Origin of the sequence: Pseudomonas sp. (assembly GCF_050739935.1) — a bacterium.
Taxonomy (GTDB): Bacteria; Pseudomonadota; Gammaproteobacteria; order Pseudomonadales; family Pseudomonadaceae; genus Aquipseudomonas.
The window spans coordinates 1-19,202 of the sequence record NZ_JBOICF010000107.1 but is presented as its reverse complement, the minus strand read 5'-3'; the positions used below and the strand labels follow the sequence as shown (position 1 = coordinate 19,202).

Genomic DNA, 19,202 nt, shown 5'->3' with positions numbered 1-19,202 from the left:
TCAAACCTCGGAGGCGACGGCGGCGCGATTGAGTTCAGCCAGCGACAGATTGCGGTCGAACAGTGGCGCCAGGCTTTGATCATGGCTGACGAACAACAGGCTCGCCCCGGCCTCGCGGCATTCGGCGAACAATAGCCGAATGAACGCTTCCCGGGCGTCGGCATCCAGCGCCGATGTCGGTTCATCGGCGATCACCAGTTCTGGTTGACCGATCAGCGCACGGGCAGCTGCGACCCGTTGCTGCTGACCTATGGACAGCGAATCGGCGCGTCGGTCGAGCAGTTGTCGATCCTTCAAACCCAAATGGGCGAGCAAACCTGCAGCGGCCTGATCGACGCTGCCGTGACGCTGTGTCGCTCGTTGCGCGCGCAGCTTGGAAAAGTGACAGGGCAGTTCGACGTTCTCGCGCACCGAGAGAAACGGCAGCAGGTTGAACTGCTGAAAGATGTATCCGGTGTGATCGACGCGAAAGCGGTCGCGGGCGCCGGCCGAGAGCTGCGTCAACTCTTGACCGAGCAGCCGAATGCTGCCGCGATTAGGCTTTTGCACACCGCCGAGCAGGCCCAGCAATGTGGTCTTGCCGCTGCCGCTCGGGCCTTTGAGGAACAGCGTTTCGCCGGGTTCCAGGCGAAATGCCGGGATGTCCAGCAATGGCGCGTGCCCCGGCCAGGTGAAGCCGAGGTCGGACAGCTCGATAAGTGCTTGGGTCATGGTCTGAGTCATATCTGGAACGTGAACGACCGGGACGATCCCGGTCGTGTGTGCAGGCGCGGCCCTTAGAACTTGACAACAGGATTGCTTGGACGCACTTCGGCACCCATCTGGCGTTTTGGGGTCACCAGTTGTACCTGAATGGTCTGGGTGGCCGGGAAGCTTTTGAACAGCTGGGTCAGGTCCAGCTTGTTCAGCACGGACGGTACGGCGCAGGTGAACTGGTAATGACCGTGGATTTCGCTGTGCTCGTGTTCATGCTCGTCGGCATCACCGTCGTCGTGTTCGGTGTCCTTGTCGCCGAACAGTGTGCTCTCCAGTTTCTGCTTGGTTACCGTGCAACCCGCAGCTTCCGGAATGCTGAACAGGCCGTGGGGTTTGAGCAGGGTTTCCCGTGCGAGGGCCAGGGTGGTTTTGTCTGCGTCAGAGGTGGCGGCGTGTTCGAAACCGACGATGTTCATCGCCGGGGTGTCCAGTTCCAGCTCCAGCGTGGGGCCATCGAGCGCCATGTCCAGCCGCGCGACGCCATGCACATGCGCGCCGAGGCTGCCATGCTCATGATCGTGGTCATGTTCGTCAGCGGCGTGGGCGATAGCGAGGGGAAGCAGCGCGAACGGGAGGGCGAGTAGCAGACGACGCATGGGGAGGGGCTCCGGGAGAGAACTGAAATTGTTATGTGATCTTATAACAATCGCCGCCGACGATTCTTAACTTTTTCGGCAGCCCAACTATATGCCCATGAACCTGACTGACAGGTGAACATCACCCTGGTAGTAACACGGTTTGCCAGCGGTGGCGATTTTACGGACACCACTGCCGGCAAGCCGCACCGCTACAGGGTGGGTGCGGGGGTTGCGATCCTGTGGGACCATGCCCCGCAGAAAACCAGAGGACATACATCATGCTGCGAATCCGTGGAACCGTCGGTGACCTGCCAGTGGATCTGACCGTAGAAATGGACGATGGCGATTGGACGAAGCTGGGCATCCAGTTGGGCGCGCAATCGCTGGAGATCAAGCCTGATAGCACAGTGGCGGCCAAACCACAGACCAGTCGTAACGATGCCGTCTGGGATATTGCTCAGGATCTGCTGCGCAAGGCCGGGCATATGAGCGGGCCGGATTTGCTCGGGCAACTGGAAGGGCTGGCGGGGAGTACGGCGGCAGGTAAACGCCTGATGGTGCGCATGCGTCACAGCGCCAACGTCAAAGTCGAAAGCCATGGCGATGCGCCGGAGTATCACTGGGTAGAGTGACCCCATGCTGAGCGCAGTCCCGGCTGTAGGAGCGAATTCATTCGCGAGAAGTCAGTACAGTCGACACATCTGTATCAGCTACACGATTTTTCGCGAATGAATTCACTCCCACAGTGTTGAATCGCCCTTCAAAGTCGAAAGCGCATGGCGATGCGCCGGAGTATCACTGGATAGAGTGATCCCATGCTGAACGCAGTCCCTCTGTAGGAGCGAATTCATTCGCGAGAAGTCAGTACAGTCGACACAGCTGTATCAGCTACACGATTTTCGCGAATGAATTCGCTCCCAGAGTTTTGAATCGTCTCGTTAATACAACGCAGCAAACAGCTTGCGACGATAGGTCGTGACTAGCGGGTGATCGTTGCCCAACAGGTCGAACACCTGAAGTAGCGTCTTGTGCGGCTGACCTTCGTTGTAGCTGCGGTTGCGGATGAATAGCTTGAGCAGACCTTCCAGCGCCGCATCGTATTGCTGGCGCGACAGCTGTTGAATCGCCAGTTGATGCGCCGCTTCGTCGTCCTGCGGATTTTGCGCAAGACGCGTTTTGAGATCGGCCACATCCGGCAGAGCGGCCGCTTCGCCAAGGAACGTTAACTGGGCTTTAGCGCCGGCCAGCGCCGCTTTGTGCTCATCGCCCTTGACCGCGTCCAGCACGGTACGGGCTTCATTCAACTCACCACGTTCGGCCAGACAACGGGCATACAGAATCAGCGCGGCGGCGTTGGTGTTGTCTTCGCTGAGAATGGTCTGCAGAACGGCTTCGGCTTCCGCGAAGTGGCTCTCGGCAAACATCGCCTGAGCGGTCTGCAGTGGATCGGCTGCGGCGGGAGGCGGCAGTTTCACATGGGGTTCGAGCAGTTTGCGGATTTCTGACTCGGGCTGTGCACCGGCGAAACCATCGACCGGCTGACCGTCCTTGAACAGCACCACGGTCGGCAGGCTGCGAATGCCAAAGCGGCCAACGATATCCTGCTCGGCGTCGCAATCGACCTTGGCCAGCAGCAACTCGCCTTGATAGCTCTCGGCGATCTGTTGCAGCAGCGGCATCAGCACCTTGCACGGCGCGCACCACTCGGCCCAGAAATCCACGAGCACGGGTTTGTGAAAGGAATTCTCGATGACCAACTGATCGAAAGTGGCAGTGGTCGCATCGAAGATGTACGGCGTTTCCTGGCTCATCGTAACTCTCGAAAAAAGGCTCAATGGCGGCAACTATAAAGGGCTGGGGGAATTGTCGGAAGGCAGTAGGGACGGACCGACGCAAATCTCACCCTGTGGGAGCGAATTCATTCGCGAAGCAATGGGCCACACACCAATGTGTATTGGATGTACTGGCCTCTCGCGAATGAATTCGCTCCCACAGTGGATAGCGGTCGTCCATAAATCTCATCACCGCACCGCGTGATACAGGCTCACCCGCCGAAACTCCCAGGGCTCGGCCAGATCCGGCAAGGTCAGCGCCTCAAGTATTCCCAACCGCTCATAAGCCGGATGCTGAAAGTCCCGCACCCGCGAATCGGCAACCAGCGCCTGTTTGCCGCGACTCAGGAATTGATCAAGCAGCGGCAGGTTGGCGCGGTCGTACAGTACGTCGGCGACCAGAATCAGATCGAAGCGATCTGCCTCGGCGAAGAAATCCGCCGAATAGCTGAGCGTTATGCCGTTAAGTTGCGCATTCGCCTTGCAGGCCGCGATCGCGACCGGATCAAGATCACACGCCACCACCTCCAACGCCCCGGCCTTCACCGCCGCAATGGCCGCGACACCCGATCCTGCGCCGAAGTCCAGCACACGCTTGCCCTCTACCCAGTGCGGATGCTCAGCAAGAAAACGGGCCAGTGCCAGGCCACTGGCCCAACAGAAACTCCAATAAGGCGGCTCTTCCAGAATGCGTCGAGTCTCATCCGGGCTGAATGCGCGATCCATGTTGTCAGCGTCGATCAGCCACAACTTCAGATCAGTGCCCGGCAACGACTCGGCGACTAGCCGGGCGTCGCCCAGCAGCTCGTTCAATGCCGCCTGCAGGTGCGGCGGGGGCATCATGGCGCTTTAACGAACTGCAACTGGCCAAGCGATTGGGTTTCAGGCTTGGCGATCAGCACCGACGGCAGATGCAGGGTCAATTGCCCGGACTGGCTGGCGCGACCTCGCAACTCTACCCGCGCGCCTTCGGGGAAGGCCTCGGGGTTGAAGCGCAGCTGGAACGGCAGCGACTGATTGTTGCCCATGAGCTTGGTGCTGCTTAAAAGCTTCTGCGGGCGATTGCGATCGTCGATGACCAGCAACGCCAATTCGACTTCCGCGCCAGCCGGCACACCCAGCAACTGGCCGCTCACCTCGCGTTGATAAGGCAGCAGCGGACCAGGGCTTTCGGGCAGTTTGATTGCGTTGGGCGCAGGTTTGGCCGGGGCCGCGGATTTGGGCGGCTCAGTGGAGCTACAGGCGGCGAGCAAACCGAGCAGGCTGATGACGGCAAGCGAACGTAGCGACATGAACAGCTCCAGCAGGAAACAAAATCGATAAGGTCAACGCGACATCGCGCAGTATCGCCGAGGGTGACAGATTTGGCTGCACCGAATGCGCGTCTATATACCTCAAAGCCCGAGACTTGTCTTGCGGGCGGGATGCGCTACCATGACCCTCCCTTTTTTTGTTGCCTGCCACCATGCACTGTCCCTTTTGCGGTGCCAACGACACCAAAGTCATTGACTCGCGCCTCGTCGCCGAAGGCGATCAAGTACGCCGCCGTCGTGAATGCGTTGCCTGCGGTGAACGTTTCACCACTTTCGAAACCGCCGAACTGGTTCTACCCCGGCTGATCAAGCAGGACGGCAGCCGCCAGCCCTTCGATGAAGAAAAGCTGCGCGCCGGTATGCAGCGCGCGCTGGAGAAGCGTCCCGTCAGCGTCGAGCGACTGGAAGCGGCCCTGGCCCATATCAAGAGCAAGCTGCGAGCGACCGGTGAGCGCGAGGTCAAGTCCTTGATCGTCGGCGAGCTGGTAATGGGCGAGCTGCAGAAGCTCGACGAAGTGGCTTACATCCGCTTTGCGTCGGTGTATCGGCGGTTCCAGGACCTCAACGAATTCCGCGAAGAAATCGATCGACTGGCCCGCGAGCCGGTTAAAGAGTGAGCATGTCCTCCACAGAGCAAAGCGTACTCGACGCTTTTTATATGGCGCGAGCGCTTGAGCTGGCGCGCAAGGGCGTCTATTCGACGCATCCCAATCCCCGCGTCGGCTGTGTGATCGTGCGCGATGGCGAGGTGGTCGGCGAGGGCTGGCATGCGCGCGCAGGCGAACCCCACGCCGAAGTGCACGCGCTGCGCCAGGCAGGCGACAAAGCCAAAGGCGCTACGGCGTACGTCACGCTTGAGCCCTGCAGCCATCATGGGCGTACTCCGCCGTGTGCCGACGCATTGGTCAATGCCGGTGTCGGCCGAGTGGTCGCAGCGATGCAAGACCCCAATCCCGATGTCGCCGGACGTGGCCTGCTGCGCCTGATGAGCGCCGGTATCGCGGTACAGAGCGGCGTACTGGAAAGCGAGGCGCGGGCGATCAACAAGGGCTTCCTCAAGCGCATGGAACATGGCCTGCCGTATGTGCGGGTCAAGCTGGCGATGAGTCTCGATGGTCGCACGGCGATGGCCAGCGGCGAGAGCAAGTGGATCACCGGGCCCGAAGCGCGCTCGGCGGTACAGCGTCTGCGCGCGCAATCGAGTGTGGTGCTGACCGGCGCCGATACCATTCTGGCCGACGATGCCCGACTCACCGTGCGCCCCGATGAGCTGGGCCTGAACGCCGAACTGACCGCGCTGGCGGTGACCCGTCCGCCGTTGCGCGTACTGGTCGATGGCCGTCTTCGTGTCCCCCTCGACGCACCGTTTTTCAAGGCCGACAACGCGCTGGTCGCCACCTGCGCCGCCGCGTCGGCTCGCGAGCGTTATCAGGAACAGGGTCATGAATTGTTGGCGCTGCCAAGTAGTGGCGGTCATGTCGATCTGCGCAAATTGCTGGTAGAGCTGGCAGCGCGCGGTGTGAACGACATACTGGTCGAAGCCGGACCCAGACTCGCCGGCGCCTTCACGCGGTTGGGGCTGGTGGATGAGTTCCAGATTTTCGTGGCGGCCAAGTTTATGGGATCGTCCGCGCGCCCCCTACTGGATTTGCCACTGGCGCAGATGAGTGAGTCGCTGGAGCTGAAAATCGTCGAAATGCGCGCAATTGGAAGTGATTGGCGCGTGATCGCAATACCGACGCCGAACCCGAGCGTATAATTCCCGGCCATCGTCCCAACGCTGGCCCTGTTCTCCCGGAGGACCCATGTTTACCGGCATTATCGAATCCATTGGCAGTATCCGCGCCCTGACCCCTAAAGGCGGCGACGTCCGCGTTTATGTAGAGACCGGCAAACTTGACCTTTCCGACGTCAAACTCGGCGACAGTATCGCGGTGAACGGCGTGTGTCTGACAGCCGTTGAGCTGCCGGGCGACGGTTTCTGGGCTGATGTCAGCCGCGAGACCCTGGACGTCACCGCGTTCGTCGATCTGAAGACCGGCAGCCGCGTCAACCTGGAAAAAGCCCTGACCCCGACCACTCGCTTGGGTGGCCATCTGGTCAGCGGTCACGTCGACGGCGTCGGCGAAGTGCTGTCCCGCGAGGAAAACGCACGTGCGATCCAGTTCCGCATGCGCGCCCCCCGTGAGTTGGCCAAGTACATCTCGCACAAGGGTTCGATTACTGTCGACGGCACCAGCCTGACCGTGAACGCCGTCAATGGCGCCGAGTTCGAGCTGACCATCGTGCCGCATACGCTGGCCGAGACCATCATGGGCGACTACCGCCCTGGCCGTAAGATCAACCTGGAAGTGGATCTGCTGGCGCGTTACCTGGAGCGCCTGTTGCTCGGTGACAAGGCCGCCGATCCTACTCCTGCCCAGGGCGGCAACATCACCGAAAGCTTTCTGGCCGCCAACGGCTACCTCAAATCCTGAATCGAAGGGGGTGCCGAGTGGCGCTCAATAGCATCGAAGAACTGGTTGAAGACATTCGCCAAGGCAAGATGGTCATCCTCATGGATGACGAAGATCGCGAGAACGAAGGCGATCTGATCATGGCCTCCGAGTGCGTCAAGGCCGAGCACATCAACTTCATGGCGCGTTATGCCCGTGGCCTCATCTGCATGCCGATGACCCGCGAGCGTTGCGAAGCCCTGAAACTGCCGCTGATGGCGCCGCGCAACGGTTCGGGTTTCGGCACCAAGTTCACTGTTTCCATCGAAGCCGCTGAAGGCGTGACCACCGGCATTTCCGCTGCCGACCGCGCGCGTACCGTGCAGGCCGCTGCCGCCAAGGACGCCAAGGCCGACGACATCGTCAGCCCCGGCCATATCTTCCCCCTGATGGCCCAGGCCGGCGGCACCTTGTCCCGCGCAGGCCATACGGAAGCTGCGTGCGATCTGGCGCGCATGGCCGGTTTCGAGCCGACCGGCGTGATCTGCGAAGTGATGAATGACGACGGCACCATGTCTCGTCGCGCTGAACTGGAAGCGTTTGCCGCCGAACATAACATCAAGATCGGCACCATCGCCGATCTGATCCATTACCGGATGATCCACGAACGTACCGTTCAGCGGATTGCCGAGCAGCCGCTGGACACTGAACAGGGCCAGTTCAATCTGGTGACCTACCGCGATTCGGTCGAGGGTGACGTTCACCTGGCGCTGACCCTGGGCAAGATCTATGCAGACGAACCGACCCTGGTTCGCGTTCACAACATGGACCCTCTGCGCGACCTGTTATTGGTCAAACAGCCCGGCCGCTGGAGCCTGCGCGCCGCAATGACCGCTGTGGCAGAGGCGGGCAGCGGTGTGGTTCTGCTGCTCGGTCACCCTCTTGATGGCGACGCCGTGCTGGCTCATGTTCGGGAAACCGCAGGTGCCGCGCCGGTCAAGACGCCGACGACTTACAGCACTGTCGGTGCCGGTTCGCAGATCCTTCGCGACTTGGGCGTACGCAAAATGCGCCTGATGAGTTCGCCCATGAAGTTCAATGCGATATCCGGTTTCGATCTGGAAGTTGTAGAATACGTGCCCTCCGAATAAAGACCGGCAGTTGAAAGACCGTGGAAGCGTCAACGTTTTCACGGTTTTTGTGCCCGCGGTCGCCGATTCGTGGCCTAAAATCCCTGAAAGCGCGCGCCTGATGCGCGCTTGCTTGCTCTTTAATACGAGAACACGAGACTCAGCCGAATGACCCTGAAGACCATCGAAGGTACCTTCATCGCCCCTCAAGGCCGCTATGCCCTGGTGGTTGGCCGCTTCAACAGCTTCGTCGTGGAAAGCCTGGTGAGCGGTGCCGTTGATGCACTGGTTCGCCATGGCGTGAGCGAAAGCGACATCACCATCATCCGCGCACCGGGCGCGTTCGAAATCCCGCTGGTCGTGCAGAAAGTCGCTCAACGCAGCGAGTTCTCCGCGATCATCGCACTGGGCGCAGTCATTCGTGGCGGCACCCCGCACTTCGAATACGTCGCTGGCGAATGCACCAAGGGCCTGGCTCAGGTCTCCATGGAGTTCGGCGTGCCGGTTGCCTTTGGCGTGCTGACCGTTGATTCCATCGAACAAGCCATCGAACGTTCCGGCACCAAGGCCGGTAACAAGGGCGCAGAAGCTGCCCTGTCCGCCATCGAGATGGTCAGCCTGTTGGCGCAGTTGGAGGCCAAGTGATTAACGACGAAAGCGATCGCTTCAACCCTCGCGACCCGCGCCCAGCGGACGCCGGCAAGCCATCGAAAAGTGAAAAGCGCCGTGCTGCCCGTCAGCTGGCGACGCAGGCCTTGTACCAGTTGCACATGGCCAAACAATCGCTGAACGAAATCGAGGCGCAGTTCCGCGTCGACAACGATTTCAGCGAAGTGGACGGCGCCTATTTCCGCGAAATTCTTCACGGTGTTCCGTCCAAAAAAGACCAGATCGACGCTGCGCTGGCGCCTTGCCTGGATCTCACGATCGAAGAGCTGGACCCGGTTGAACTGGCTGTATTGCGCCTTTCGACCTGGGAGTTGCTCGAACGTATCGACGTGCCGTACCGCGTGGTTATCAACGAAGGTATCGAACTGGCGAAAGTCTACGGTTCGACCGACGGCCACAAGTTCGTCAACGGCGTGCTCGACAAGCTGGCTCCGCGTCTGCGCGAAGTCGAAGTGAAGGCTCACAAGCGCTGAGGGTCTGGATCTCCAGAACCTCTAGTGTTTGATGCCATGGGCGAGTTCGAGCTGATCCGCAATTACTTTGCCGCTGCGCCTTGTGCGCAGCCCGACGAAGGTGTCGCGTTGGGGATCGGTGACGATTGCGCCCTGTTGTCGGTGGCCCCCGGCGAACAACTGGCGATTTCCACCGATACGCTGGTCGCCGGGGTGCATTTCCCCGACGTCTGCGATCCTTTCCTGCTGGGCCAGCGCGCCCTCGGCGTCTCTGCCAGCGATCTGGCAGCCATGGGCGCCAAACCCCTCGCATTCACTCTTGCCTTGACCTTGCCGGAGGTTTCCGCCGCCTGGCTGCAAGCGTTTGCCCGCGGTTTGAACCAGATGGCTCAAGGCTGTTCGCTGCGCCTGATTGGCGGCGATACCACGCGCGGGCCATTGAGCCTTACCGTGACTGTATTGGGTTCAGTACCGGCAGGGCAGGCGTTGACCCGCAGCGGCGCGCGGTCCGGGGATCTATTATGCGTTGGTGGGCCTTTGGGCGACGGTGCCGGGGCGCTACCGCTGGTGTTGAACCAGCGCAGCACCCAGGCGTCTACCACACAGGCTTTGCTGGCGCGCTACTGGTCGCCGCAGCCACAGTTGGCCTTGGGGCAGGCATTGCGCGGTAAGGCTACATCGGCGCTGGATATCTCCGACGGGTTGCTGGCCGATTGCGGACATATCGCGTTGGCATCGGGCGTACGCCTGCTGGTGGAGCGGGACAAAGTGCCGATGTCTGACGCGCTGTTGGCGTTTTTCGGCGCTGACGAGGCGCTCAATGCCGCGCTCAGTGGCGGCGACGACTACAGACTCGCGTTCACACTCCCGCCATCATTGCTGGCTGACCTCATCGCCGCTGGTTGGCCGATTTTCGTGATCGGCCGCGTGGTCGAAGGGCAGGGCGTAACGCTCATCGACGATCAAGGGCAGGACGTCACTCCGTTGACTCGGGGTTATCAACATTTTCGGGAGACACGGTGACAGATCATCCTAATCAGGTCCCGGCGGAAAACGTTCCGCCGTCGGTGTGGACCAATCCCTGGCATTTCCTGGCCTTCGGCTTCGGCTCCGGCACCTTGCCCAAGGCGCCGGGAACTTGGGGTTCGATGGTCGCCGTGCCATTCATTCCGTTGTGGCAGATGCTGCCGGACTGGGGCTACTGGCTGATGCTGGGCATCACCATGCTGTTCGGCTTCTGGCTGTGCGGCAAGGTGGCCGACGATCTGCGCGTCCATGACCACGAAGGCATCGTCTGGGATGAAATGGTCGGCATGTGGATCACCCTGTGGCTGGTGCCCGAAGGCTGGGTCTGGTTGCTGGTGGGATTCCTGGTGTTCCGTTTCTTCGACATTCTCAAGCCATGGCCCATCCACTGGATCGACAAGCACGTGCACGGCGGCGTCGGCATCATGCTGGATGACGTTCTTGCCGGGGTTTTTGCGTGGTTGGCGATGCAGGGTCTAGTCTGGATATGGGGTGTCATATAGGAAACGACTCATGGATCGCATGGGGATGAAATGGCTGCTGGGCCTGTCGATTTTGATGATGGGCTTCTGGTTGGCTGTGAGTCCGGTCCGCGCTGGCGCCTTGCGTGATCCTTTGCCCGAATCTTCACCAGATAAGCCGGTCGACATCGTCCTCGTCAGCGAGCATTGGAATGCCTACACCGAAGTCGACGGTAGCGGCCTGGGTTGGGACCTGATGCGCGAACTGTTCGAGCCGGCGGGGATCAAGGTCAAGCCGCGCATCGAACCCTACACCCGTGCGGTTGGCCTGGTGCAGCGCGGCGAGGCGGATGCGTGGGTGGGGGCCTACGCAAATGAAGTCGAAGGCACGTTGTACCCCAGATGGCACTACGACACTGATGAAATCTATGCGCTGGGTCTGGCCTCCAACCCTGCTCCGACGTTGAGAAACCTCGGCAGCTATCGTCTGGCCTGGTTTCGGGGTTACCAGTTTCAGCATTACCTGCCCAACGTCGTGCACTTCAACGAAGTCGCCCGCCGGGATCATATCCTCTCGATGCTCGATCAGAGCCGCGCCGATCTTTATATAGATGCGAAACCGGAAGTGGACTTCATCCTCGGGCAGACCAGGGAGCCGCAGCGTTTTCGCGCAACCTATCTGGTGGCGATCCCACTGTACCTGAGCTTTGCCGACAATTCCCGAGGCCGTTTTCTGCGTGATCTATTCGATAAGCGCATGGCGCAACTTGTACGTTCCGGGGCGCTGCGACCCATCTTCGCCCGCTGGAAGCAGCCTTATCCGTTCGATACAGATGACGGTCTCGGCAAGACGGGCATCAGGCAATGATCAAACTTCCTGATCTGAACGGCCGACAATTCAGCCTAAGCGTCTGCTGGAACCTGCTGTTACAATGCCGCCTTGCGAATTTCCAGCCCCCATACTGATCAGGAGCACACGGTGCCCGTCGTATTTGTCGCGGCTTCCAAGCTGCCTACCCCTTTTGCCACTTTTACAATGAACGGCTTCCTCGAGCAGGAAACCGGTCGCGAACATGTAGTCCTCAGCCTCGGCGATGTATCAGACGGCGCCCCGGTTCTCGGTCGGGTGCACTCCGAGTGCCTGACGGGCGATGCGCTGTTCAGCCAGCGTTGCGATTGCGGCTCTCAACTCGAAGCGGCATTGCGCGCTATTGCGTCCGAAGGACGTGGCGTTTTGATGTACCTGCGTCAGGAAGGACGCGGCATTGGCCTGATGAACAAGATCCGTGCCTATGAACTGCAGGATGGCGGCGCCGACACCGTTGAAGCCAACGAACGCCTGGGTTTTGCTGCTGATCAGCGCGATTACGCGATCTGCCTGCCGATGCTGGAGCATCTGGGCGTGAAGTCGTTGCGTTTGATGACCAACAATCCGCGCAAGGTCAAAGCCTTGACCGATATGGGCATCGCCGTTGCTGAGCGCGTACCGCTGCATACCGGCCATAACCCGCACAACAAGCTGTACCTGGCCACCAAGGCTGGCAAGCTGGGCCACATGATGGGCAACGAACATCAGAGTGAGGTCGATCCGGCGTGACACGCGGCAACGTGCGCCGTGGTCTTGCGCTGTCCAGAACCGCTCGTTCGTATCGCTGCTGCATCCCGCGCCAGTCGGCCTGATGCGTCGCCTCTTCGCCTGTCTGCTGCTGTTGCTGACTGTCTGGCCTGTCGGCGCTGCTGAGCGAGTCATCAGCCTTGCGCCTTCACTGACTGAAATCGTCATTGAACTGAATGCTGCCGATCTGTTGGTCGGAGTGCTGGATGGCGGGGATCGTCCTGCAGCTGTCAATGCTCTGCCTTCGGTGGGGCGATACGGGCAGCTGGAAATGGAGCGATTGCTCAGTCTGCGGCCCGATCTGTTGTTGCTATGGCCGGGCAGTGTCAGTGTCGCGCAGCGTGATCAACTGAAGCGCTTGAACATTCCCACTTTCACTGCCGAGCCGCACACGCTGGATCAGCTTGCCGATCAGATCGAACAGATCGGTGAGCGTCTGGGGCGCGCCGAGCGGGGGCGGCAGGTGGCGGGAGAGTTTCGTCAGCGGCTGTCGGAATTGCGTCAGCGCTACCACCGCGAAGACCCCACGAGCGTGTTTTATCAGGTCTGGGATCAGCCGCTGTACACCGTTGGCGGTGGGCAGATCATCAGTGATGCGCTGAGTATCTGCGGAGCGCGTAATGTCTTTGCCGATGTCAGTCAGCCTGCGCCACAAGTCAGCCTTGAAGCCGTTTTGCAGCGAAATCCGGAAGTGGTCGTTGCAGGTTCAACCTCGCAGCTGAACCTCTGGAAAACCTGGCCCTCGCTGAAAGCCCGCATGCTGGCAGTGCCGGATAAAGGCATCGAGCGGCCGAGTGCGCAGATGTTGGGCGCAGTGGCGAAGCTGTGTGAATCCCTCTCACCCGGGCGCTAAGCCTGATGACGCCGAAGACTCCCTGAGGGGGCGAATTCATTCTCCAGAGGTCGGTGCATCCGGCACGCGTCTGACGTATGCCAGATTGCATCGCGAATGAATCGCTCCCACAGGGGATTTGCGCCGTTCAGATGATCTACAGACCAGGCGTCCAGGTCACGCCAACCATCCAGGTCCGCCCTTCTTCGCGGTACCCGTAGTTGTTGCCATCAAAGCTGTACAGCGTGCGGCTGTAGCCCTTGTCCAGCGCGTTATCCAGCTTGAACTCCAGCCTCACTTCATCGCTCGCCTTCCAACTGCTGCGTAGACCAAACAATGCGTAACCGCCGATGTTCTGGGTGTTCGCCTCGTCGTTGTAGCTGTTGCTTACCGCCTGCCAGCTGGCGCCGACGCCGAGACGATCGAACTGGTGGTCGATGTCCAGATTCAAGGTCCGGCGTGCGCGTCGGTTAAGCGTATGGCCGGTGTCGCGGTCGCGGGGGTCGATTATCGAAGCGCCGAGTTTACCGGTCCAGCCGAACAATTGTTGCTCAAGCGACGCCTCGAAACCGTTGATTCGGGCCGAACCGATGTTCTCGGGCCGGAAGTCGCTATCGAGTGCAATTGCGTCTTTCAGGTCGGTGCGGTACAGCGACGCCTCGAGTTTGCTGGTATCGCTCAAGCGACTGCGCCATTGCAGTTCGTAGCTTTTCGAGTGCTCGGGCTTGAGGTTCGGGTTACTGAAGTCTGGATAATACAAATCGTTGAATGTCGGCGCGCGGAAGCCTTCGCTGTAGGACAGCAGCACATCGTTGGCCTCGTTGACAGGCACGGTCAGCGTGCCGCTCCAGGTATTCTGGCTGCCGAATTGCTGATTCTGGTCGTGACGCAGCCCCTGCTCTGTGGAAAACCCTTCGCCTTTGAAACGATGCTGGATGAATGCGGCGCGGTTCCAGCGGCTGTCTTCATCGAAGGGCGTGCTGCTGTTGACCCTATCGTCATACCAATCGCCGCCGAGCGTCAGACTGTTGCGCTCGTCCAACGTCAGGTCGTTCTGCCAGTTGACCGAGTCGCGATAGGTATTGAACACGTAGCGGTCATCGCTGAGCTTGTCGAACGTCTTCTCACGGTTTTCGCTGTGGCCCAGTTCCAGACGGGTTTTCCAGCGGTCGTTAATGCGGGCATCGATGTAAGTGCCCAGACTGCTGAGGTCGAAATCGCTGTACTGCTGCTGGCCAACGCTGTTGAAGGTGACCGGGTCGAACAGGCCGAATGGGTTATCGAACTCGGTCTTGCCTTTGTTATCCAGCGCGTTAAAGCCGATTTCCACGTCATCGCTCAGCCAATGGCTAAAATTCAGGCTGTAGGACTTATTGCGATAGGCGTCTTGGTCATCGTCGCTGGCGAAAGACGGTCCAGTGCGGTCGATGCCTGCGGTTTCATCGAGGCTGGTGCTGAGGTTGAAATGCGTTCGTTCGTCACCGCCCGACAAGCCAAGGCTGTTTTGCCAGGTGTCGCGATTGCCGAAGCTGCTGTGCAGACGCGCTTGCAGGCCTTGTTCGGCGCCGCGTCGGGTAAAAATCTGGATTACCCCGCCAATGGCATCGGCCCCGTAAACGACCGAACGCGAACCCCGTAGCACCTCGACCCGCTCGACCTGCTCAACGCTGAGGTATTGCAGGGCGCTGTCGGCGGACGTGGCGTTGGCGATGCGCTGGCCGTCGACCAGCACCAGGCTTTGGGCAGCCTTGGTCCCGCGAATGTAAATTCCCGGCAGACTGCCACGCCCACCGCTGGGGGCAACCTGCACGCCCGGCACGCGATTGAGCAGGTCAGTGATACTGGTCGGTTGCAGACGTTCGATGTCGGCGCGGGTGAAAACCGTGTTCGCAGCCGTGCTGGCATCGCGCTGTTCGACCTGACGGTTGGCGCTGATGACGACATCGGACAGCTTCAAGGCGTCTTCGCGATCGGGTTGATCAGCGAAGCTTTGCGCGGCGGGCAACAGGGAGAGGGCAAATGCGAGGCGAGAGAGATTCATTGTTTGTCTTGTCGCGATCCTCTTTAGCAGTCCGGCTTGTCGGCGGTGGCGTCACTGAGATCGCTACCGCCGATAAGCCGGACTGCTACGAAGGAATGTGTTGGCTGATTGGGGATCGTTCCCGCACGGAGGAGCGATCACGTTGGGGGAAAGGACAGCAGAGCACGCTGTGGAGCAAATTCATTCGCGATGCAATCGATCAGGCGCCAGATTTACAGCGAATGTGCTGGCCTGTCGCGAATGAATTCGCTCCCACAGGGTAATGCGGTTGTGTCAGGTATTTGAGAGTTTGAGCAAACGCTTGTTGATCGACGCTTCAATGCCATCCGCATCCAATCCGCATTCGGACAGCATCTGCGCCGGTTTGGCGTGTTCGACGTAGACATCCGGCAGCCCCAGGTGCAGCACTGACTTGAGAATGTCCTCCCGCGCCAGAAACTCGCTGACCGCCGCACCGGCACCACCCATGATGGCGTTTTCTTCGATGGTCACCAGTAGATCGTGGCTGCCGGCGATTTCGCGGACCAGTGCCTCATCCAGCGGTTTCACAAAACGCATGTCGACTACAGTGGCATCGATCTTGTCAGCGACTTTCAGCGCCTCGGCCAGCTGCACGCCGAACACCAACATCGCAACCTTGTTGCCTTGGCGACGTACCACGCCCTTGCCGATTTCCAAAGGTTCAAGCGCGCTGTCGATCACGGCATTCGGGCCAGTGCCACGCGGGTAACGCACCGCAGCCGGGCCATTGAACAGATGACCGGTGCTGAGCATCTTGCGCATTTCGTTCTCGTCGCTCGGGGTCATCACCAGCATGTTGGGGATGCAACGCAGGAACGACAGATCGAAGCTGCCAGCGTGAGTCGGACCGTCTTCGCCTACCAGACCTGCACGATCGATGGCGAACAGCACGTCCAGATTTTGCACTGCGACGTCGTGAATCAGCTGGTCATAGCCACGCTGCAGGAAGGTGGAATAGATCGCCACCACCGGCTTGGCGCCCTCGCAGGCCATGCCCGCTGCCAAGGTGACCGCATGCTGCTCGGCAATGGCCACGTCGAAGTAACGCTCCGGGAAGCGCTCGCTGAACGCGACAAGATCAGAGCCTTCTTTCATCGCCGGGGTGATGCCGACCACGCGCTCATCGGCCTCGGCCATGTCGCACAGCCATTGGCCAAACACGCCGGAATACTTCGGCCCGCCGGGCTTCTTTGGCACGATGGCGGGTGCATCCAACGGGTCGAGCTTGGTGATTGCGTGATAGCCGATCGGATCGACCTCGGCCGGGGCGAAACCCTTGCCCTTCTTGGTGACGACATGCAGGAACTGCGGACCTTTCAGGTCGCGCATGTTGCGCAGCGTCGCGATCAGCGTCGGCAGGTCATGGCCGTCGATAGGGCCGATGTAGTTCCAGCCCAACTCTTCGAACAATGTGCCCGGCACCAGCATGCCTTTGGCGTATTCCTCGGTGCGACGGGCGATTTCCCACGCGCCCGGCAGACGCGACAGCACTTTCTTGCTGCCTTCGCGCATGCTTGCATAGGTGCGGCTGGAAAGAATCTTCGCCAGATAATTCGACAAGCCGCCGACGTTGCGCGAGATCGACATGTCGTTGTCATTGAGGATCACCAGCATGTCGGCTTTGACTTCGGGGGCATGGTTCAACGCCTCGAATGCCATGCCCGCAGTCAGTGCACCGTCGCCAATGACCGCGATGGATTTGCGCTCGCTGCCCTGCAGGCGGGCGGCAATCGCCATGCCCAGCGCGGCACTGATAGAAGTGCTGGAGTGGCCGACGCCGAAGGTGTCGTACTCGCTCTCGCCGCGACGCGGGAAGGCCGCCACTCCGCCTTTCTGGCGCAGGGTCGACATCCGCTCACGACGACCGGTGAGAATCTTGTGCGGGTACGCCTGATGGCCGACGTCCCAGACCAGCCGGTCGTCGGGGGTATCGAAGACGTAATGCAGGGCCACGGTCAGTTCGATGACGCCAAGGCCGGCACCGAAGTGGCCGCCAGTCTGGCCAACGGTATAGAGCAGCTCCAGGCGCAGTTCATCAGCCAGGGCTTCGAGCTCGGCTTCACCTAACCGGCGCAGGCCGTCCGGCGTCGCTGCCTTGTCAAGCAGTGGCGTGGACGGGCGCTCGCGGGGAATCTCTTTGAACGTCGTGGGCATCAGGCGAATCGTTATAGTGAAAGAGGCGGCAGTTTACCTGATGCATCGCGAGCTGCCCATGAACTGAATCCGATGGATGTTCAAATGGGAGCGGCATGGACCGATACAACGGCGTGTCCCTTTGTAGGAGCGCGCTTGCCCGCGATAAATTCATCTAACGAGGAAAATTTATCGGCTGCACCGACATCTTGGTGCGGATGCAGCCCAGAACAGACGTTCTGCAAGGCTTTAGTCAGCGCGGCAGATCAGTTGCGTCGTTCGACGATATAACGCGCCAGTGCACGCAGGGGCTCGGCGGCCGCGTCGAAAGGTCGCAGCGCCACCAGCGCCTGATCGCGCAGTTCCATCGCGTAATGCTTGGCTTCTTCCAGGCCGAGCAACGCGGGATAGGTTGGCTTGTCGCGGGCAATATCGGCGCCTTGGCGTTTACCGAGCGTTGCGGTATCGCTTTCGACGTCGAGGATGTCGTCCTGCACCTGAAAGGCCAGGCCGACGGCGCGCGCGTAGATCTGTAGCGAGTCGAGTTGAACCTGACTGGCTCGTCCGCTGGCCAGCGCGCCCAGCCTGACACTGGCCTCGATCAGCGCGCCGGTCTTGTGCCGGTGCATGAATTCGAGGGCGGTCTGGTCGAGCTTCAGGCCCACCGAACCGAGATCGATCGCTTGCCCTCCGACCATGCCCGCAGGACCTGCCGCATGAGCGAGGGAGGCGATCATTTTCAGCCGGGTTTCGGCGTCTAGCGGGTTCAGTTTGCTGTCGCTCAGCACGCTGAACGCTAACGTCTGCAGACCGTCACCGGCGAGAATCGCGCAGGCTTCATCAAAGGCTTTATGGGTAGTTGGCAGGCCGCGACGCAGATCGTCGTCGTCCATCGCGGGCAGATCGTCGTGAACCAGCGAATATGCGTGGATCAGCTCGACTGCGCAGGCTGCGCCATTGGCGTGCTCCGCATTGCCACCCAAGGCCTCGCAAGCGGCGTAAACCAACAACGGGCGCACACGCTTGCCGCCATTGGTGACGCTGTAGCGCATGGCCTGGTAAAGACGGGTCAGTTCAGCAGATGGGGCGTCGAACAGGTTCTCCAGCGCAGCATTGACGCGAGCCTGACTGAGGGCCTGATACTCGGCGATCATTCTGGCTGTTCCGCGTCGAAGGGTTCCTCGGCCAGCTCGCCATCGCGTTCCAGCAACACCTGGACCTTCTGCTCGGCCTGCGCGAGCGCGCTCTGGCACTCACGCGTCAGGCGAATGCCTTGTTCGAAGGCGGTCAATGAATCTTCCAGCGACAGCTCGCCGTTCTCCAGACGCTCGACCAGCGTTTGCAGATCGGTGAGGGACTGTTCGAAATCCAGTGCAGCTTTCTTGCGGGCCATGGCGGCTATCCTGGTAGACGTTAAACCGGCGCGACACTAGCAGAGCGACGGCAATGGGGCAAATTAGAGGTGCCGGGCGGGGGCCGTTTCTCGCCAGGATTCATCGCAAGCACGAATTCCAGCGCTGAGCGCAAACCATGTAGGAGCCGGCTTGCAGGCGAACCTAGTGTGTCAGTCGGCATGGATGTGTCTGACCCGACGCATTCGCCAGCAAGCCGGCTCCTACAATAATACGAGGTGAGCCACAGGGTTTCGCGACGCCGTGATACGGGGTAAGCCACAGGGTTTCGCAACGCCGCAATACCCGTGGGAGACGCCGGAGGTTACTGGCAGACGAGGGCAATGGGGCAAATGAGAGATGCCGGGCGGGGGACGTTTCTCGCCGGGATTCATTCGCCAAGCACGAATTCAGCGCTGAGCGCGAACTTTGTAGGAGCCGGCTTGCTGGCGAACCTGGGGTGTCAGTCGGCATGGATGTGTCTGACCCGACGCATTCGCCAGCAAGCCGGCTCCTA

At 60.5% G+C, this 19,202-nt stretch carries 21 protein-coding genes; 12 read left to right on the top strand and 9 right to left on the bottom strand.

The features are described 5' to 3' along the window. Both ACRER8_RS21295 and ACRER8_RS21290 read right to left on the bottom strand, forming a co-directional pair. Positions 1-711, bottom strand: a complete 711-nt coding sequence (locus tag ACRER8_RS21295) for an ABC transporter ATP-binding protein (RefSeq protein ID WP_431748167.1) — start codon at positions 709-711, stop codon at positions 1-3. A gap of 65 nt (positions 712-776) precedes the next feature. After that, positions 777-1,352, bottom strand: coding sequence for a DUF2796 domain-containing protein (locus tag ACRER8_RS21290; protein ID WP_431748166.1), 576 nt, complete (start codon positions 1,350-1,352; stop codon positions 777-779). 260 nt (positions 1,353-1,612) lie between these two features. On the opposite strand from ACRER8_RS21290, the gene ACRER8_RS21285 reads away from it, so the two are divergent. Beyond that, the gene (locus tag ACRER8_RS21285) at positions 1,613-1,966 is read left to right on the top strand and encodes a hypothetical protein (RefSeq protein ID WP_431748165.1); all 354 of its coding nucleotides are present in this window, start codon (positions 1,613-1,615) and stop codon (positions 1,964-1,966) included. Positions 1,967-2,272: 306 nt separating this feature from the next. On the opposite strand, the gene trxA is transcribed toward ACRER8_RS21285, so the two are convergent. The 3 genes from trxA to ACRER8_RS21270 all read right to left on the bottom strand — a co-directional run bounded on the left by trxA (position 2,273) and on the right by ACRER8_RS21270 (position 4,458). Then, the gene (gene trxA / locus ACRER8_RS21280; protein ID WP_431748164.1) at positions 2,273-3,145 is read right to left on the bottom strand and encodes a thioredoxin; all 873 of its coding nucleotides are present in this window, start codon (positions 3,143-3,145) and stop codon (positions 2,273-2,275) included. A 210-nt stretch (positions 3,146-3,355) separates the two neighbouring features. Next, positions 3,356-4,009 carry a class I SAM-dependent methyltransferase gene (locus tag ACRER8_RS21275; RefSeq protein ID WP_431748163.1) on the bottom strand — a complete coding sequence of 218 codons (654 nt, stop codon included), beginning with the start codon at positions 4,007-4,009 and terminating at the stop codon, positions 3,356-3,358. Next, a complete protein-coding gene (locus ACRER8_RS21270) occupies positions 4,006-4,458 on the bottom strand; it encodes a YbaY family lipoprotein (RefSeq protein ID WP_431748162.1) in 453 nt (150 codons plus the stop codon). The genes ACRER8_RS21275 and ACRER8_RS21270 overlap by 4 nt, the downstream gene beginning before the upstream one ends. Positions 4,459-4,631: 173 nt before the next feature. On the opposite strand from ACRER8_RS21270, the gene nrdR reads away from it, so the two are divergent. The 11 genes from nrdR to ACRER8_RS21215 all read left to right on the top strand — a co-directional run bounded on the left by nrdR (position 4,632) and on the right by ACRER8_RS21215 (position 13,120). Continuing rightward, a complete protein-coding gene (gene nrdR / locus ACRER8_RS21265; protein ID WP_165869747.1) occupies positions 4,632-5,096 on the top strand; it encodes a transcriptional regulator NrdR in 465 nt (154 codons plus the stop codon). Between the two features lie 2 nt (positions 5,097-5,098). Next, positions 5,099-6,238 (top strand): bifunctional diaminohydroxyphosphoribosylaminopyrimidine deaminase/5-amino-6-(5-phosphoribosylamino)uracil reductase RibD, encoded by a 1,140-nt coding sequence (gene ribD / locus ACRER8_RS21260; protein ID WP_431748161.1) that lies wholly within the window; start codon positions 5,099-5,101, stop codon positions 6,236-6,238. A gap of 46 nt (positions 6,239-6,284) precedes the next feature. After that, positions 6,285-6,956, top strand: coding sequence for a riboflavin synthase (locus ACRER8_RS21255; protein ID WP_133751886.1), 672 nt, complete (start codon positions 6,285-6,287; stop codon positions 6,954-6,956). 17 nt (positions 6,957-6,973) lie between these two features. After that, complete coding sequence (ribBA, locus tag ACRER8_RS21250; RefSeq protein ID WP_431748160.1) at positions 6,974-8,065, top strand: bifunctional 3,4-dihydroxy-2-butanone-4-phosphate synthase/GTP cyclohydrolase II; 1,092 nt, start codon at positions 6,974-6,976, stop codon at positions 8,063-8,065. A 147-nt stretch (positions 8,066-8,212) separates the two neighbouring features. Beyond that, positions 8,213-8,689, top strand: coding sequence for a 6,7-dimethyl-8-ribityllumazine synthase (gene ribH / locus ACRER8_RS21245; protein WP_074756916.1), 477 nt, complete (start codon positions 8,213-8,215; stop codon positions 8,687-8,689). Continuing rightward, a complete protein-coding gene (gene nusB / locus ACRER8_RS21240) occupies positions 8,686-9,186 on the top strand; it encodes a transcription antitermination factor NusB (protein ID WP_431748159.1) in 501 nt (166 codons plus the stop codon). Before ribH ends, nusB begins: the two co-directional genes overlap by 4 nt. 36 nt (positions 9,187-9,222) lie before the next feature. Beyond that, positions 9,223-10,188 carry a thiamine-phosphate kinase gene (thiL, locus tag ACRER8_RS21235; RefSeq protein ID WP_431748175.1) on the top strand — a complete coding sequence of 322 codons (966 nt, stop codon included), beginning with the start codon at positions 9,223-9,225 and terminating at the stop codon, positions 10,186-10,188. Next, a complete protein-coding gene (locus ACRER8_RS21230) occupies positions 10,185-10,694 on the top strand; it encodes a phosphatidylglycerophosphatase A family protein (protein WP_431748158.1) in 510 nt (169 codons plus the stop codon). Before thiL ends, ACRER8_RS21230 begins: the two co-directional genes overlap by 4 nt. Positions 10,695-10,713: 19 nt before the next feature. Then, positions 10,714-11,520: an ABC transporter substrate-binding protein gene (locus tag ACRER8_RS21225; RefSeq protein WP_431748174.1), complete on the top strand. Its 807-nt coding sequence runs from the start codon at positions 10,714-10,716 to the stop codon at positions 11,518-11,520. 111 nt (positions 11,521-11,631) lie between these two features. After that, on the top strand, positions 11,632-12,249 hold the full coding sequence (gene ribA / locus ACRER8_RS21220) for a GTP cyclohydrolase II (protein WP_431748157.1): 618 nt from the start codon (positions 11,632-11,634) through the stop codon (positions 12,247-12,249). Positions 12,250-12,331: 82 nt separating this feature from the next. Continuing rightward, on the top strand, positions 12,332-13,120 hold the full coding sequence (locus ACRER8_RS21215) for a cobalamin-binding protein (RefSeq protein ID WP_431748156.1): 789 nt from the start codon (positions 12,332-12,334) through the stop codon (positions 13,118-13,120). A 136-nt stretch (positions 13,121-13,256) separates the two neighbouring features. Here ACRER8_RS21215 and ACRER8_RS21210 read toward each other — a convergent pair whose 3' ends face one another. The 4 genes from ACRER8_RS21210 to ACRER8_RS21195 all read right to left on the bottom strand — a co-directional run bounded on the left by ACRER8_RS21210 (position 13,257) and on the right by ACRER8_RS21195 (position 18,687). Beyond that, a complete protein-coding gene (locus ACRER8_RS21210) occupies positions 13,257-15,140 on the bottom strand; it encodes a TonB-dependent receptor domain-containing protein (RefSeq protein ID WP_431748155.1) in 1,884 nt (627 codons plus the stop codon). Between the two features lie 273 nt (positions 15,141-15,413). After that, positions 15,414-17,315, bottom strand: coding sequence for a 1-deoxy-D-xylulose-5-phosphate synthase (gene dxs / locus ACRER8_RS21205; RefSeq protein ID WP_431748154.1), 1,902 nt, complete (start codon positions 17,313-17,315; stop codon positions 15,414-15,416). 245 nt (positions 17,316-17,560) lie between these two features. Further along, complete coding sequence (gene ispA / locus ACRER8_RS21200; protein ID WP_431748153.1) at positions 17,561-18,448, bottom strand: (2E,6E)-farnesyl diphosphate synthase; 888 nt, start codon at positions 18,446-18,448, stop codon at positions 17,561-17,563. Continuing rightward, positions 18,445-18,687: an exodeoxyribonuclease VII small subunit gene (locus ACRER8_RS21195; RefSeq protein WP_062384761.1), complete on the bottom strand. Its 243-nt coding sequence runs from the start codon at positions 18,685-18,687 to the stop codon at positions 18,445-18,447. Before ACRER8_RS21195 ends, ispA begins: the two co-directional genes overlap by 4 nt. Positions 18,688-19,202: the final 515 nt, after the last annotated feature.